The organism is Kitasatospora sp. NPDC018619 (assembly GCF_044391605.1).
GTDB lineage: Bacteria > Actinomycetota > Actinomycetes > Streptomycetales > Streptomycetaceae > Kitasatospora.
In genome coordinates this window covers 67,210-81,789 of sequence record NZ_JBISAI010000016.1, presented here as the reverse complement: position 1 = coordinate 81,789, position 14,580 = coordinate 67,210, and the positions used below count along the sequence as shown (strand labels likewise).

Below are 14,580 nucleotides of genomic sequence, written 5' to 3'. Positions count from 1 at the left end.
TCTTCATGCTGTTCGTTGGAACTGGCCGCCACCGTCGTCGTACCCAGGCCGAGAAGGCCATCGCCGTCGCCGGTGTGGCCGGCGTCGGACTCGCGATGCCGATCCTCACCGCCACCGGCGCCGCTGCCGCCCCGGCCTCCACCTGGGACGCCGTCGCCCAGTGCGAGAGCGGCGGCAACTGGAGCATCAACACCGGCAACGGCTTCTACGGCGGCCTCCAGTTCACCTCCAGCACCTGGAAGGCGTACGGCGGCACCGCCTACGCGGCGCAGGCCAACCAGGCCAGCAAGGCCCAGCAGATCTCGGTCGCCGAGAAGGTGCTCGCCTCGCAGGGCCCGGGCGCCTGGCCGGTCTGCTCCCAGAAGGCCGGTCTGACCAAGGGCGGCGCCCCGGCCGCGGTCGACACCTCCTCGGACGCCAAGCCGCAGTCCGCCGCGAAGCAGCAGGCCCCGAAGCCGGCCGCCAAGCCGGCCGAGAAGCCCGCCGCGCAGAAGCCCGCCGCCAAGCCCGCCGCGAAGCCGGCCGCCCAGAAGCCCGCCGCGCAGCCGGTCCAGCAGGCCGCCCCGCAGGCCCAGGGCTTCCCGGGCAAGGCCGGCTGGGACGCCGACGCCAAGGTGTACTGGTACCAGAGCAACGGCGCCTGGTACTGGACCAGCCACCAGAGCGTCTACCAGCAGTACGCCCCGCAGGCCGCCGCCCAGCCGCAGTACGCCCCGCAGGCCGCGCAGCAGGCCCCGCGGGCCACCGGCCACGACTACACCGTCCGCGCCGGTGACACCCTGTCGACCATCGCCGCCGCGCAGGGCGTCTCCGGCGGCTGGCACGCGCTGTACGAGGGGAACCGCGCCACCGTCGGCGGCAACCCGAACCTGATCATGCCCGGCCAGGTGCTGCACCTCGGCTGAGCCGCCGCGCCCGGCGCGGGAGCACCCGCCACGGCGCTCGGCGCCGGCGCCGCTCCACCCCGTCGTCCGAAGGGGACCGGCCCTACCGGTCCCCTTCGTCCGCATTCGCCCGCTCCGGTGGGACAAGCTGGGACAAGCAGGTGAACTACCGGTGGGTAGTGGGGCCACACGCTGAGACGGGACCGAGGCGGACGTGGCCCCGGGAGCCCGGGCGGTTAGGCTCTGGTCGTAACGACTCCGCAATCGTCCTGCTGACAGCACCACCGTCAGACCGGACCCTGCTTCCGCAAGGAGATGCCTCGTGCCGTCCATCGATGTCGTCGTAGCCCGTGAGATCCTCGACTCCCGCGGCAACCCCACGGTCGAGGTCGAGGTCGGCCTCGACGACGGCAGCACGGGTCGTGCCGCTGTCCCGTCGGGTGCCTCCACCGGCGCCTTCGAGGCGCTGGAGCTGCGCGACGGCGACAAGAACCGCTACTTCGGCAAGGGCGTCGAGAAGGCCGTCCTGGCCGTCATCGAGCAGATCGGCCCGGAGCTGGTCGGCTACGACGCGACCGAGCAGCGCCTGATCGACCAGGCGATGCTGGACCTGGACGCCACGCCGGACAAGTCCTCGCTCGGCGCCAACGCCATCCTGGGCGTCTCGCTGGCCGTCGCGCACGCCGCCTCCGAGGCCAGCGACCTGCCGCTGTTCCGCTACCTGGGCGGCCCGAACGCGCACGTCCTGCCGGTCCCGATGATGAACATCCTCAACGGCGGGTCGCACGCGGACTCCAACGTCGACATCCAGGAGTTCATGATCGCTCCGATCGGCGCGGAGTCCTTCTCCGAGGCCGTCCGCTGGGGCGTCGAGGTCTACCACACGCTCAAGGGCGTGCTGAAGGAGCGCGGCCTGTCCACCGGGCTGGGCGACGAGGGCGGCTTCGCCCCGAACCTGGACTCCAACCGCGAGGCGCTGGACCTCATCGTCGAGGCCATCCGGAAGGCCGGCTACGTGCCCGGCCGTGACGTCGCGCTGGCCCTGGACGTCGCCTCCTCCGAGTTCTACGAGGACGGCGCCTACCAGTTCGAGGGCAAGGGCCTCACCTCCGCCGAGCTCATCGAGTACTACGCCGAGCTGGTCGCCGCCTACCCGCTGGTCTCCATCGAGGACCCGCTGGACGAGTCGGACTGGGACGGCTGGAAGGCCATGACCGAGAAGCTGGGCGACAAGGTCCAGCTGGTCGGCGACGACCTGTTCGTCACCAACCCGGCCCGCCTGGCCCGTGGCATCGAGACCGGCACCGCCAACGCGCTGCTGGTGAAGGTGAACCAGATCGGTTCGCTGACCGAGACCCTGGACGCCGTCGAGCTGGCCCAGCGCAACGGCTACCGCTGCATGATGTCGCACCGCTCCGGCGAGACCGAGGACGTCACCATCGCCGACCTCGCCGTCGCCACCAACTGCGGCCAGATCAAGACCGGCGCCCCGGCCCGCTCCGAGCGCGTCGCCAAGTACAACCAGCTGCTGCGCATCGAGGAGATCCTCGACGACGCCGCCGAGTACGCCGGCCGCGGCGCCTTCCCGCGCTTCAAGCACGAGGGCTGAGCGCTCCCGGTAGCGCACGCCTGACCGGTGCCCCGCCGTTCACCCCGTAGGGTGGTCGGCGGGGCACCGTCGCGACCAGGAGGGGATACGGGAGATGGCTGGCTGGAGGATCCCGGGCTTGGCGGCCCGGCCCCGGTTCACGAGCCGGGCGACCGTCCTCGTCCTGGTGCTCTGCTCACTGGTGGCGATCCTCGCCTACCCGACGCGGCAGTTCATCTCCCAGCGCGCCGAGATCTCCGCCCAGCGGGCGAAGGCCGACCACGCGCGCCAGCAGGTCGAGCAGCTGCGCCGGGAGAAGGCCCGCTGGCAGGACCCGGAGTACGTCAAGGCGCAGGCCCGCGCCCGGCTGCACTACGCGGTGCCGGGGGAGACCCCGTACATCGCGCTGGATCCCGCCGGACCGCCCGCCGACCGGTCCTCCTCCGGGGGCGGCGCCGCCCCCGCCCCGGGCCAGGCTCCCGGCAGCACCGCCGGAGGCCAGGCGACGGCCGCCAAGCCCTGGTACGCCAGCATCTGGGACTCGGTGGACGCCGCCGACACCGCCGCGGCGGCCCCCGCGACCCCCCGTCCCCTCCCACCGTCCCCCGTTGGAGACACCTCCCCCCATGACCACTGAGAACCACCCCACCGTCTCCGACGCCGACGTCGCGGCCATCGCCGCCCAGCTCGGCCGGGTGCCGCGCGGCCTGCGCGGCGTGGCGCACCGCTGCCCCTGCGGCAACCCGGACGTCGTGGAGACGGCGCCCCGGCTGCCCGACGGCACGCCGTTCCCGACGCTCTACTACCTGACCTGCCCCAAGGCCGCCTCGCTGATCGGCACCCTGGAGGCGCAGGGCGTCATGAAGGACCAGACGGCCCGGCTCGCCGAGGACCCGGAGCTGGCCGCCGCCTACCAGAAGGCGCACGAGGACTACATCGCCCGGCGCGACGCGATCGAGGTGCTGGAGGGCTTCCCGAGCGCCGGCGGCATGCCGGACCGGGTGAAGTGCCTGCACGTGCTGGTCGGCCACTCGCTGGCGGCCGGCGAGGGCGTCAACCCGCTCGGCGACGAGGCGCTCGGCATGCTGGAGGACTGGTGGGCCAAGGGCCCGTGCGTCTCCCCGGCCGAGGTCGAGGCCGCCGGGGAGCGGGTCGCCCGCAACCGCGCCAAGGAGCAGGACCACGAGGCGGTGATCGCGGCCAAGCGGCAGAAGGCCGCCGAGCGCGCCGCGAAGAAGCGTGCCGCCGAGGGCACGGCGGCGGAGCAGGAGTCCGAGTGAGCACGACCCGCGTCGCCGCGATCGACTGCGGCACCAACTCGATCCGCCTGCTGGTCGCCGACCTCGACCCGGAGACCGGCGAGATCACCGACCTGGACCGCCGGATGGTCGTCAACCGGCTGGGCCAGGGGGTGGACCGGACCGGCCGGCTGCACCCGGACGCGCTGGCCCGCACCTTCGCGGCCTGCCGGGAGTACCAGGAGATCATCTCCGGCTTCGGCGTCGGCCCCGAGCGGGTCCGCTTCGTCGCCACCAGCGCCTCCCGGGACGCCGAGAACAGCGACGAGTACGTCAAGGGCGTGCGCGACATCCTGGGCGTGGAGCCCGAGGTGGTGAGCGGCGAGGAGGAGGCGCACCTGTCCTTCGTGGGCGCCACCAGGGAGTTGACCAGCGGTCAGTTCCCGGGCCCCTACCTGGTGTTCGACCTCGGCGGCGGCTCCACCGAGTTCGTGCTGGGCACGGACGACGTGCAGGCGGCGCGCTCGGTGGACATCGGCTGTGTGCGGCTCACCGAGCGGTACTTCGGCGACGCCGAGCTGCCCTCCGAGGAGCAGGTCGCGGCCGCCCGGGCGCACGTGCGGGCCGAGCTGGACCGGGCCGAGGAGGTCGTCCCGCTGACCGGTGCGGCCACCCTGGTCGGCCTGGCCGGGACGGTCACCACGGTGTCCGCGATCGCCCAGGGCCTGCCCGGCTACGACTCGGCGGCGATCCACCACTCGCGGGTCTCCCGGGAGCGGGTCGCCGGGATCGCCCGGGAGCTGCTGGCCGCCACCCACGCCGAGCGGGCGGCCATCCCGTCGATGCACCCGGGCCGGGTGGACGTGATCGCGGCCGGGGCGCTGGAGCTGCTGGAGATCATGGAGCGCACCGGCGCCGCGGAGGTGGTCGTGAGCGAGCACGACATCCTCGACGGCATCGCCTGGGGGATCGCCTCCTGACCCCGCGCCGAGCCTGACCGACCGGCCCCGGTACCCCTTTCGGGGGGCCGGGGCCGGGGCGCGCCCGAGTGCGGGTGGAAAACTTCGTGAATTTCTTCACATGGCAATCCGGTCATTCGCCTCCCCCACCCGCCCGCAACGTCCGAATTGTGGGACCGAAGGCCCGTCGGCCGGGTGGCCCATGGGATCGCAGGTCACAGCCGGTTCGAGGTTTGAAAATCGAAATCACGCGCGGGAACCCGGGTGCCGTGCGGATCGTTGCTGCTCAGGCCGGTCGTGCTCCGGCGCGCATCCGCGCGGGGCCGCCCAGGGGTGGGGGCCGCCGCGCCGGGCCCGTTTTTGCGGCCGCGCAGTGTAGCACGGGGGGTCCGTCAACTTGTGACCGGGCTCACGAGGGCCGCTCGGGACGGTGCTGGATACTTTCGGATATGAGCACCACGGAGCGTCCTCGCATCCTCATTGTCGGCGGTGGTTACGTCGGCCTGTATGCCGCGATGCGCATCCTCAAGAAGATGCGTTACGGCGAAGCGACCGTCACGGTCGTGGACCCGCGGTCGTACATGACGTACCTGCCCTTCCTCCCCGAGGCGGCCGGCGGCAACGTCGCGCCCCGCAACCTCGTCGCGCCGCTGCGCAGCGCCCTCAAGCAGGCGGAGGTGCTGACCGGGTCCGTCACCGGCATCGACCACGCCCGTAAGGTCGCCACCGTCCAGCCCGCGGCCGGCGACAGCTACGAGCTGCCCTTCGAGTACCTGGTCGTCGCGACCGGCTCGGTCTCCCGCACCTTTCCGATCCCGGGTCTGGCGGAGAACGGCATCGGCATGAAGACGGTCGAGGAGGCCATCGGCCTCCGCAACCACGTCATGGCCCAGCTCGACAAGGCCGAGTCCACCACGGACGAGGAGGTCCGCCGCAAGGCGCTGACCTTCGTGGTGATCGGTGGCGGCTTCGCCGGCATCGAGACCGTCGCCGAGATCGAGGACATGGCCCGCGACGCGGCCAAGCTGTACAAGACCGTCAGCCGCGAGGACATGCGCTTCGTGGTGGTCGAGGCGGCCAACCGCATCCTCCCCGAGATGGGCCCGGACCTCGGTCTGTGGACCAAGGAGAAGCTCGAGGAGCGCAACATCGAGGTCTACATCGAGACCTCGATGGACTCCTGCGTCGACGGCCACGTCATGCTGAAGAACGGCATGGAGATGGACGCCTCCACCATCGTGTGGACGGCCGGCGTGAAGCCGAACCCGGTGCTGTCCGAGTTCGGTCTGCCGCTGGGCCCGCGCGGCCACGTCGACACCGCGCCGACCCTCCAGGTCCAGGGCTTCGACTACGTCTGGGCCGCGGGCGACAACGCCCAGGTCCCGGACCTCGCCGCCGGCGAGGGCGCCTGGTGCCCGCCGAACGCGCAGCACGCCTGCCGTCAGGCCGTCGTCCTCGGCGACAACGTGATCTCCGGCATGCGCGGCTTCCCGCAGAAGGAGTACAAGCACAAGAACCTGGGTGCGGTCGCCGGTCTCGGCCTGCACAAGGGCGTGGCGATCCTCTTCGGCAAGTACAAGCTGAAGGGCCGTCCGGCCTGGTGGTTCCACCGCCTGTACCACGGCGCGATGGTGCCGACCTTCAACCGCAAGGTCCGCGTCTTCACCGACTGGACGCTCGCGATGTTCCTGAAGCGCGAGATGGTCGGCCTGTCCCAGATGGAGCGGCCGCAGCTTCCGATCCAGGAGGTCACCCCGCCCACCAAGCCCGTCGCGGCCGCCGAGCCGGCCGCCGACAAGGCGCTCGCCAGCAAGTAAGCGACTGAGACCCCGGTGTGGGAGCACCGGGGTATGAGTCGGAGGCTCTCCGCCCGGCAGTGTCGCCGGACCACGACCTCCGTGGTGCTCAGCCGGCCGTGCGACCGGGCGGAGTACAGAAGTAGAAGGTCCCCTGCCGAACCCTCCGGCAGGGGACCCTTCTCGTTTCCGGGAGCGGTCAGTCGGTCTTGATGCTCGACAGGATGTCCAGCTTGGACGCCCGGCGGGCGGGCCAGATCGCGGCGACCAGGCCGACCACCCCGGCCAGCGCCAGGAACAGCGCCAGCTGGCCGTACGGCACCACCGTGGTCAGGCCGGAGAGGCTGGACTTCAGGGTGCCGTTGATCGCCCAGGCGATGAAGCAGCCGAGCAGCAGGCCGATGCCGGCGCCGAACAGCGAGATCACCACGGACTCCAGACGGACCATCCGCTTGATGCCGCTGCGGTCCAAGCCGATCGCCCGCAGCATCCCGATCTCGCGCTTGCGCTCGAAGACCGACATCGCCAGCGTGTTGACCACGCCCAGGATCGCGATCAGGACCGCCATCCCCAGCAGGCCGTACATGAGGTTCAGCGCGAAGGTGATGGTCTGGCTGAAGTCGTCCCGGATGTCCTGCTTGGACTTCACCTCGATCACCGGGTTGGCGCCGGTGGCGTCCTTCAGCGCCTGCTTGAGGCCGTCGGTGGCGCCGTCCTTGCCCTTGACCAGGACGTCCGAGATGTAGGGCTTCGGTTCGTGCTTGACGACCTCGCTGTTGGCCAGCACGACCGAGCCGAGCGTGCCGCCCGGCCGGAACACGCCGCCGACGGTGAGCTGCCCGGTGGAGTCGTCCGAGAAGGTCACGTTCAGGACCGAGCCGGTGGTGACGTTCAGCTTCTCGGCGGCCTTCTCGTCGACCAGCAGCCGGCCGTTGCCGAAGTCGGCCGCGGAGCCGCTGGTCAGCTGGAGGTCGGCGAGCTTGTCGAGGGCGGCCGCGTCCACGCCGGTGACCGTCTTGTAGGTGCCGTTGAGCTTCCAGTCGGAGGTGGTCGTCGCGGAGGAGACGGCGACCCCGGGGGCCTTGGCGATCTGGGCGGGCACCTGCTCGGACAGGCTCATGCCGTTGGCGGCCCCGACGACGTAGTCGGCCTTCATCGACCTGGTGACGGCCCGGTCGACGGTGTCGTTGACCGAGGCACCGATCACGGTGAGCCCGGTGACCAGGGTCAGACCGATGGTGAGCGCGGCGGCGGTGGCCGCGGTGCGGCGCGGGTTGCGCACCGCGTTCTGCTGGGCGAGCTTGCCGGGCATCCCGCCGAGCCCGCGCAGCAGCGGGCCGACCAGCGCGACCACCGGACGGGAGAGCAGCGGCAGCAGGACGAACACGCCGATCAGGGTCAGGAAGGCGCCCAGCGCGACCGGGATCCGGCCGCTGTCGTTGCCGGTGGAGGCGCCGTAGCCGATCAGCGCCAGGCCGCCGCCGGCGAGCACCGAGCCGATCGTGTTGCGGACCACGAGGCTCTTCTGGGACACCGGCTGGTCGCCGCTGCTCATCGCGGCCACCGGGGCGATCCGGGCGGCGCGGAGGGCGGGCAGCAGGGCCGAGGCGACCGTCACCAGGATGCCGACCACGATCGTCACCGCGACGGTGACCGGGCTGATCACCAGCGAGCCGGTCGGCATGCTGTCGTTCATCGCGCCGATCAGCGACTGCATCCCGGCGCCGATCCCGATGCCGGCCAGCAGGCCGGTCACGGCGGAGACGGTGCCGATCAGCAGGGCCTCGACCAGCACGGACCGGGTGACCTGCTTGCGGCTGGCGCCGATGGCGCGCAGCAGGGCCAGCTCCTTGGTGCGCTGGGCGACCAGCATGGTGAAGGTGTTGGCGATGATGAAGATGCCGACGAAGAGCGAGATGCCGGCGAAGGCCAGGAACATCGTGCGCAGGCTGCTGCTGGCCTTGGTGATCTGCTCCTGCTCGTCGGCGTTGAGCTTGGCGCCGGTCTCCACGTCGAACTGGCGGCCGGACGACACCTTGGGCTCGACCTCGGCGAGCAGCGCGTCCTGGCTGGTGCCGGGCTTGGCGGTGAGCACGATGCTGCTGTAGCGGCCCGGCTCCAGCAGGATCTGCTGGGCGGTGGCCTTGTCGAACAGGGTGAGCGTGCCGCCGGTGTTCACCACCGGGTCGTCGGTGGTGAACAGCCCGGTGAGCTTCGCCTCGATGACCGGGCCGTTGGCCGCGATCCGGACGGTGTCGCCGACCTTGTAGCCCGCCTTGTCGGCGGTCTTGCGGTCGAGTGCGATCTCCTTGGCGGTCTTCGGTCCCTGGCCCTCGACCATGGCGTAGCGCGGGTCCTTGCCGTCCTGGCCCGGCGCGAAGTTGGCGCCCCTGGCGGTCCAGACCTGGCCGATCAGGTCGCCCTTCTTGTCGGCGACCCCGGTGAAACCGCTGACCACGCCGCGGGCGGCGGCGGTGCCCGGCAGGGCGGCCAGTTGCTGGACGGTGGCGTCGGTGAGGGCGGCCGAGCCGCCCTCGGCCTTCTGCCGGGCGGAGGCGCCGGAGCCGGCGGCGCGGTCCACCACCTGGACCGAGACGTCCGAGTAGCTCTTGGAGTTGTTGTCCCGCATGGCCTTGGCGAAGGTGTCGGAGAAGACCATGGTCCCGGCCACGAAGGCGGTGCCGAGCATGACGGCCAGGGCCGTCATCAGCAGTCGGCCCTTGTGGGCCAGCACGTTGCGCAGTGCGGTGCGATACATGGGGTGTCCTGGGGAAGGGTCGGTGAGCGGGCTGCGACGGCCGCGCCGGATCGGTCGTGGCTGGGCCGGTCTCAGCTGGTGCGGCCCTTGGCGTCGAAGCGGCGCATGCGGTCCAGGACGGTGTCGGCGGTGGGCTGGTGGAGCTCGTCGACGATGCGGCCGTCGGCGAGGAAGACGACGCGGTCGGCGTAGGAGGCGGCGACCGGGTCGTGGGTGACCATGACGACGGTCTGGCCGAGCTCGCGTACGGAGTTGCGCAGGAAGGAGAGGATCTCGGCGCCGGAGCGGGAGTCGAGGTTGCCGGTGGGCTCGTCGGCGAAGATGATGTCGGGCTTGCCGGCCAGGGCGCGGGCGCATGCGACGCGCTGCTGCTGGCCGCCGGAGAGCTGGGAGGGGCGGTGGCTGAGGCGGCCGGAGAGGCCGACGGTGTCCACCACGCGGTCGAGCCAGGCCTGGTCGACCTTGCGGCCGGCGATGTCCATGGGCAGGGTGATGTTCTCCAGCGCGGTGAGCGTGGGGAGCAGGTTGAAGGCCTGGAAGACGAAGCCGATGTGGTCCCGGCGCAGCTGGGTGAGCTGCTTGTCCTTGAGGCCGACGAGCTCGGTGTCGCCGATGGTGGAGGAGCCGGAGGTGACGGTGTCGAGGCCGGCCATGCAGTGCATGAGGGTCGACTTGCCGGAGCCGGAGGGGCCCATGATCGCGGTGAACTCGCCCTGGGGGAAGACCACGCTGACGTTGTCGAGGGCGACGACGCGGGTCTCCCCCTCCCCGTAGACCTTGTTCAGGCCGGTGGCTCGGGCGGCCGCCAGGCCGGTGCGGACGGCGGTTGCGGTCGACGTGGTCACGGGGGACTCCTTGTGCTCGCGGACTTGTACCTCCATGGTCCGCGACGTGATCATGGTCCTGCGTCGCTCCGCCGGACGGTTGGCCCTACCACCGCTGGGCGTACGGGAGGGAAGGCCCCTCCTCCTGCGGTATGACGTGGACCCTGAGGCGAGGGGGATGGCCGGAACGGATATCCTTCGTGGCCGAATCCCGGACAGTTCGTCAGATGGCAAGGAAACATGACAACTTCCCGGGCTGGGAACATGCGAAAGGGTGAGCCGGGAGACTAGGCTCAGGGTGGTTTCGCAGACGCCCGGATGGTGGAACGCAGACACGGGCAGCTTAAAACTGCTTGGCCGCGAGGCCGTGCCGGTTCGAGTCCGGCTCCGGGCACCGATTACCCGGCGGGGGCGCGACGGCGTCCCCGCCGTTCGCGTTCACCGGATCCTCCTCGCGGCGTATCCCGGAATTTTTGCCAAGCCATTACCCTTGTACACGGGCGGTGCAGTGCCGCCACGGAGGGAATGTGCAATGAGAAGCAGCAACCCGGTCTTCTCGCGGGAGGGGTCCTTCACCCGCGACACCGGCTACGCGGGGTTCGGTACCACCGCGCAGGCCGGGAGCCCGTACGGCCAGAACCCCTACGCGGGGACGCCCTACGGCCAGCAGCCGCAGGGCCAGGCCCCCATGACCGACGAACAGCTCTACGCGCTGTACAACGGGCCGTCGGCCGGCCCGGCGGCGACGGGGCGGATGACGCTGGACGACGTGGTCGCGCGCACCGCCATGACGCTGCTGACGCTGGTCGTCGCCGGCGCGGTGGCCTGGTTCGCGCTGCCGTTCGAGAACTTCGGCTACGCGATCGGCGCCAGCCTGGTGGCCATGGTCGTCGGCCTGGTGGTCTCGTTCAAGCGCAGCGTCAGCCCGCCGCTGATCCTGACCTACGCGGCCCTCCAGGGCTTCGCGATGGGCGCCGTGTCGCACGCCTTCAACACCTGGCTGAACGGCATCGTGATCCAGGCCGTGCTGGGCACCGCGGCGGTCTTCGCGGCGATGCTGTTCGCCTACAAGAGCGGCCGGATCCGCGTCACCGCGCGCTACCAGCGGATCGGCATCGCGGTCGCCCTGGGCTTCGTGCTGCTGATGCTGGTCAACGTGGTCGCGATGGCGTTCGGTGCCGACATGGGGCTGCGCTCCGGCCCGCTGGGCATCGTGGTCGGCCTGGTCGGCATCGGCCTGGGCGCCTTCTTCCTGTCGCTGGACTTCCACGAGATCGAGACGGCCATCGCCCAGGGCGCCCCGCAGCGGGAGTCGTGGCGGGCCGCCTTCGGGCTGACCCTCTCGCTGGTCTGGATCTACATGGAGATGCTGCGGCTGATCGCGATCCTGCGCGGCGACGACTGACGGTCCCTCCCGCCGTGCGCCACTGCCGCCGGGCCCCGGAGCACCCGCTCCGGGGCCCGGCGGCTTTTCGCCTAGGCTCGCTGCCATGCATGACGGAGCACCTCTGGACGTCGACCCCCTGGTCGAAGCCGCCGAATCCCTGGCGGATCGTTTCCGCTCGCTGCCGCAGAGCAAGCTGCTGGGCGCCGTGCCCGGGTACGCCTCGCGGGCGGCGGCCGCGCTGGAGCTGGCCCGGCGCCTGGCCGGGCTGGCGCTGGCGGCGGAGGGCGGCCCGCAGCGGGACTTCCCGGACGCCGGGGCCTTCGCGGCGGGGGACCAGCTGGCCGTCGCCGCGCACGACCTGGCGGCCGCGCTCGCCGGGCTGCCGCGGGGCGCGGCGGTGGCGCTGCCGGGCGGTCCGGTCCCGGCGGCCGAGCTGCTGGCCACGGCGGTGGCGGCGGTGCGGGAGACGGCCGTGATCTGCGGCTGAGCCCCGACGGGCGCTGACGGGCGCGGGCGCGCCCGGGCCGGGTGCGGACTGGCCGGGGTGCGGACAGGCCGAAGGCCGGCCGGGTCGGTAACCCCGTGACCCGGCCGGCCTTCGGCGCGCTGCGTCCCGACGGACGTGAGTCGGTGTCAGATGCTGGCGACCACCCGGTCGGCGAGCACGTAGACGGCCTCCTCGTCGGTGGAGAAGGTCAGCGAGTACGAACCGGAGAAGCGCGAGCCGCCGAGCAGCCGGACGTGCTCGCCGGCGCGGACCGCGTCGATCAGCCGGTAGGCGGCCTCCCGGTCGCCCGGGGCCACGCAGAGCGTGGTGCCGTCGGCGAAGGCGTACACGTCCAGGGTGCCCAGCGGGCCCGGGCGGACGTCGGTCAGGGCGACGGCCTCCTCGGCGAGGGCGGCCAGCCGGCTGTCGGTCCACTCCCGGGACGGCGCCTGGCTGGGGACGAAGTCGGGGTGCGAGGGGTGGCGGCGCGGGTCGGGCGCGGCGACCGGCGCCTCCTCGACGGCCGGGTCGGCGTCCAGCAGCCCGGCCTCCAGGCCGGTGGCCAGCAGGTCGGCCTCGCGGCGGGCGCGGGCGTCCTTGGCGGTCTCGCCGACCGGGTGCCCGGGGCGCAGCGGCACGCCGCCCTCGGGGCCGGGCTCGGGGGCGGTGCCGCCCTCGTTGATCATGTCCTCCAGCGCGGAGCGCAGCGCCTCGCCGAACTCCGGGTCCATCGTCCCGGCGTTGTCGACGGCGTCCTGCGGGCCGGTGGGGCGGGGGAAGAAGAGCGGCCACTCCTCGGTGCCGGAGAACGCGCCGGAGAAGGGGGAGTCGAACAGCGGGGCGTCCTCGGCCGCGCGGGCCTCCTGCTCGGCCCAGAACGCCCGGGCCTCCGTGATCTCCCGCTCGCGGTCGGAGGCGAGCGCCTCGGCGACGGCCCGGCGTATCGCGGCCTCGTCCACCGGTGCGGGCGCGGCCGGGGCGGCGTCCCGTGCGTCCAGGCGGCGGGAGAGTCCGCGGAGGTGGAGCAGCACGGCGGTCGACACGGCGATCAGGATCAGCAGCAGGAGGGTGTAGACGGCGCTCACGGAACGTACTCCTAGCGAGGAGCGGAACGGGGTTACGTGTCCACATTGCCGCATGCGGGGCTGTTGCCGCAGTGGCGAATGTCCAATTGGTCCGTGACTTTCGCTCTTGTCCCCAAATTGTTAGGTAACACCGTTCTACGCAGTGGAGTTGATCCGCTCCGCACTGTCGATTTCCGGGCCGAAAACGAAAGGAACGAGGGCCGGATCGACCTCGCGGTGTGATCCGGCCCTCAATTACACTGCGTCACTCCAAATGGGTGGTCCAGACCCTTCGGAGGGTGCCGTCGCCCGTCAGCTGAGGCGCTCGAGGACCATCGCCATGCCCTGGCCGCCGCCGACGCACATGGTCTCCAGGCCGAACTGCTTGTCGTGCCACTGGAGGGAGTTGATCAGCGTGGTGGTGATCCGGGCGCCGGTCATGCCGAAGGGGTGGCCGACCGCGATCGCGCCGCCGTTGACGTTCAGCTTGTCCAGGTCGACGCCGAGGTCGCGGTAGGAGGGGATCACCTGGGCCGCGAAGGCCTCGTTGATCTCGACCAGGTCGATGTCGTCGATGGTCAGGCCGGCCCGCTTGAGCGCCTGCCGGGAGGCCTCGACCGGGCCGTAGCCCATGATCTCGGGGGAGAGCGCGCTGACGCCGGTGGAGACCACCCGGGCGAGCGGGGTGATGCCGAGCTCGCGGGCCTTGGTGTCGGACATGACCACCAGCGCCGCCGCGCCGTCGTTCAGCGGGCAGCAGTTACCCGCCGTCACGGTGCCGTCGGGGCGGAACACCGGCTTGAGGCCGGCCACGCCCTCCAGGGTGACGCCGGCGCGCGGGCCGTCGTCCGCGCTGACCACCGTGCCGTCCGGGAGCGTCACCGGCGTGATCTCGCGCTGCCAGAAGCCGGCCTTGATGGCGGCCTCGGCGAGGTTCTGCGAGCGGACGCCGAACTCGTCCTGCTCGGCGCGGGTGACGCCCTTGAGCGCGGCCAGGTTCTCGGCGGTCTGGCCCATCGCGATGTAGGCGTCCGGCAGCAGGCCGTCCTCGCGCGGGTCGTGCCAGCCGTCGCCCTCGCCCGAGGCGCCCCGGGTGCCCTCCTCGGCCCGCTTCCTGGTGCGCGCCTGGGCCTCGTCGAAGATCGGGTTCATGGTGCCCGGCAGGCCGTCCGAGGTGCCGTTCACGCTGCGCGAGACGGTCTCCACGCCGGCCGAGAGGAAGACGTCGCCCTCGCCGGCCTTGATCGCGTGCAGCGCCATCCGCGTGGTCTGGAGCGAGGAGGAGCAGTAGCGGGTGATGGTGGTGCCGGGCAGGTAGTCCATGCCCATCTGCACCGCCACGATGCGGGCCAGGTTGTGGCCCTGCTCGCCGCCGGGCAGGCCGCAGCCCAGCATCAGGTCGTCGATCTCGCGCGGGTCGAGCTGCGGGACCCTGGCCAGCGCGGCCTGGACGACGTGGGCGGTCAGGTCGTCCGGGCGGACGTCCTTCAGCGAGCCCTTGAACGCCCGGCCGATCGGCGAACGGACGGCGCTGACGATGACGGCTTCGGGCATGGCGGGCTCCTCGCTGGGTGACGGCGGACCTGACGTCCGGG

At 71.9% G+C, this 14,580-nt stretch carries 11 protein-coding genes, 1 tRNA gene and 1 pseudogene; 9 read left to right on the top strand and 4 right to left on the bottom strand.

What is annotated here, in order from left to right; genetic code table 11:
• Positions 1-5: 5 nt before the first annotated feature.
• From ACH5AR_RS24785 to ACH5AR_RS24760, 6 genes and pseudogenes are all read left to right on the top strand, one after another.
• A complete protein-coding gene (locus ACH5AR_RS24785) occupies positions 6-905 on the top strand; it encodes a transglycosylase family protein (RefSeq protein ID WP_396303688.1) in 900 nt (299 codons plus the stop codon).
• 301 nt (positions 906-1,206) lie between these two features.
• On the top strand, positions 1,207-2,493 hold the full coding sequence (eno, locus tag ACH5AR_RS24780; RefSeq protein WP_396303687.1) for a phosphopyruvate hydratase: 1,287 nt from the start codon (positions 1,207-1,209) through the stop codon (positions 2,491-2,493).
• Between the two features lie 94 nt (positions 2,494-2,587).
• The gene (locus ACH5AR_RS24775) at positions 2,588-3,109 is read left to right on the top strand and encodes a septum formation initiator family protein (RefSeq protein WP_396303686.1); all 522 of its coding nucleotides are present in this window, start codon (positions 2,588-2,590) and stop codon (positions 3,107-3,109) included.
• Positions 3,081-3,620 (top strand): annotated as a pseudogene (locus ACH5AR_RS24770) (DUF501 domain-containing protein); the annotation flags it as partial. The gene ACH5AR_RS24775 and the pseudogene ACH5AR_RS24770, both read left to right, overlap by 29 nt.
• 128 nt (positions 3,621-3,748) lie before the next feature.
• Positions 3,749-4,690: an exopolyphosphatase gene (locus ACH5AR_RS24765; RefSeq protein WP_396303685.1), complete on the top strand. Its 942-nt coding sequence runs from the start codon at positions 3,749-3,751 to the stop codon at positions 4,688-4,690.
• 428 nt (positions 4,691-5,118) lie between these two features.
• The gene (locus ACH5AR_RS24760; protein WP_396303684.1) at positions 5,119-6,486 is read left to right on the top strand and encodes an NAD(P)/FAD-dependent oxidoreductase; all 1,368 of its coding nucleotides are present in this window, start codon (positions 5,119-5,121) and stop codon (positions 6,484-6,486) included.
• 178 nt (positions 6,487-6,664) lie between these two features.
• On the opposite strand, the gene ACH5AR_RS24755 is transcribed toward ACH5AR_RS24760, so the two are convergent.
• The gene (locus tag ACH5AR_RS24755) at positions 6,665-9,223 is read right to left on the bottom strand and encodes an ABC transporter permease (protein ID WP_396303683.1); all 2,559 of its coding nucleotides are present in this window, start codon (positions 9,221-9,223) and stop codon (positions 6,665-6,667) included.
• A 71-nt stretch (positions 9,224-9,294) separates the two neighbouring features.
• The gene (locus ACH5AR_RS24750; protein ID WP_396303682.1) at positions 9,295-10,104 is read right to left on the bottom strand and encodes an ABC transporter ATP-binding protein; all 810 of its coding nucleotides are present in this window, start codon (positions 10,102-10,104) and stop codon (positions 9,295-9,297) included.
• Between the two features lie 255 nt (positions 10,105-10,359).
• Between ACH5AR_RS24750 and ACH5AR_RS24745 the strand changes: the two genes are divergently transcribed.
• The 3 genes from ACH5AR_RS24745 to ACH5AR_RS24735 all read left to right on the top strand — a co-directional run bounded on the left by ACH5AR_RS24745 (position 10,360) and on the right by ACH5AR_RS24735 (position 11,921).
• Positions 10,360-10,441 (top strand) — tRNA-Leu (locus ACH5AR_RS24745).
• A 138-nt stretch (positions 10,442-10,579) separates the two neighbouring features.
• Complete coding sequence (locus ACH5AR_RS24740) at positions 10,580-11,452, top strand: Bax inhibitor-1/YccA family protein (RefSeq protein ID WP_396303681.1); 873 nt, start codon at positions 10,580-10,582, stop codon at positions 11,450-11,452.
• Between the two features lie 85 nt (positions 11,453-11,537).
• Positions 11,538-11,921: a hypothetical protein gene (locus tag ACH5AR_RS24735; protein WP_396303680.1), complete on the top strand. Its 384-nt coding sequence runs from the start codon at positions 11,538-11,540 to the stop codon at positions 11,919-11,921.
• A 146-nt stretch (positions 11,922-12,067) separates the two neighbouring features.
• On the opposite strand, the gene ACH5AR_RS24730 is transcribed toward ACH5AR_RS24735, so the two are convergent.
• Both ACH5AR_RS24730 and ACH5AR_RS24725 read right to left on the bottom strand, forming a co-directional pair.
• Positions 12,068-13,006, bottom strand: a complete 939-nt coding sequence (locus ACH5AR_RS24730; protein WP_396303679.1) for a hypothetical protein — start codon at positions 13,004-13,006, stop codon at positions 12,068-12,070.
• A 291-nt stretch (positions 13,007-13,297) separates the two neighbouring features.
• Entirely contained in the window at positions 13,298-14,539 is a 1,242-nt protein-coding gene (locus ACH5AR_RS24725) for an acetyl-CoA C-acetyltransferase (protein ID WP_396303678.1), read from the bottom strand.
• Between the last annotated feature and the right edge of the window lie 41 nt (positions 14,540-14,580).

Bases quoted from the DNA above. Each gene is read 5' to 3' on its own strand.
- ACH5AR_RS24755 (WP_396303683.1), bottom strand. From the start codon at position 9,223: ATGTATCGCACCGCACTGCGCAACGTGCTGGCCCACAAGGGCCGACTG.
- ACH5AR_RS24740 (WP_396303681.1), top strand. From the start codon at position 10,580: ATGAGAAGCAGCAACCCGGTCTTCTCGCGGGAGGGGTCCTTCACCCGC.
- ACH5AR_RS24785 (WP_396303688.1), top strand. From the start codon at position 6: ATGCTGTTCGTTGGAACTGGCCGCCACCGTCGTCGTACCCAGGCCGAG.
- ACH5AR_RS24775 (WP_396303686.1), top strand. From the start codon at position 2,588: ATGGCTGGCTGGAGGATCCCGGGCTTGGCGGCCCGGCCCCGGTTCACG.
- ACH5AR_RS24760 (WP_396303684.1), top strand. From the start codon at position 5,119: ATGAGCACCACGGAGCGTCCTCGCATCCTCATTGTCGGCGGTGGTTAC.
- ACH5AR_RS24725 (WP_396303678.1), bottom strand. From the start codon at position 14,539: ATGCCCGAAGCCGTCATCGTCAGCGCCGTCCGTTCGCCGATCGGCCGG.
- ACH5AR_RS24750 (WP_396303682.1), bottom strand. From the start codon at position 10,104: ATGGAGGTACAAGTCCGCGAGCACAAGGAGTCCCCCGTGACCACGTCG.
- ACH5AR_RS24735 (WP_396303680.1), top strand. From the start codon at position 11,538: ATGCATGACGGAGCACCTCTGGACGTCGACCCCCTGGTCGAAGCCGCC.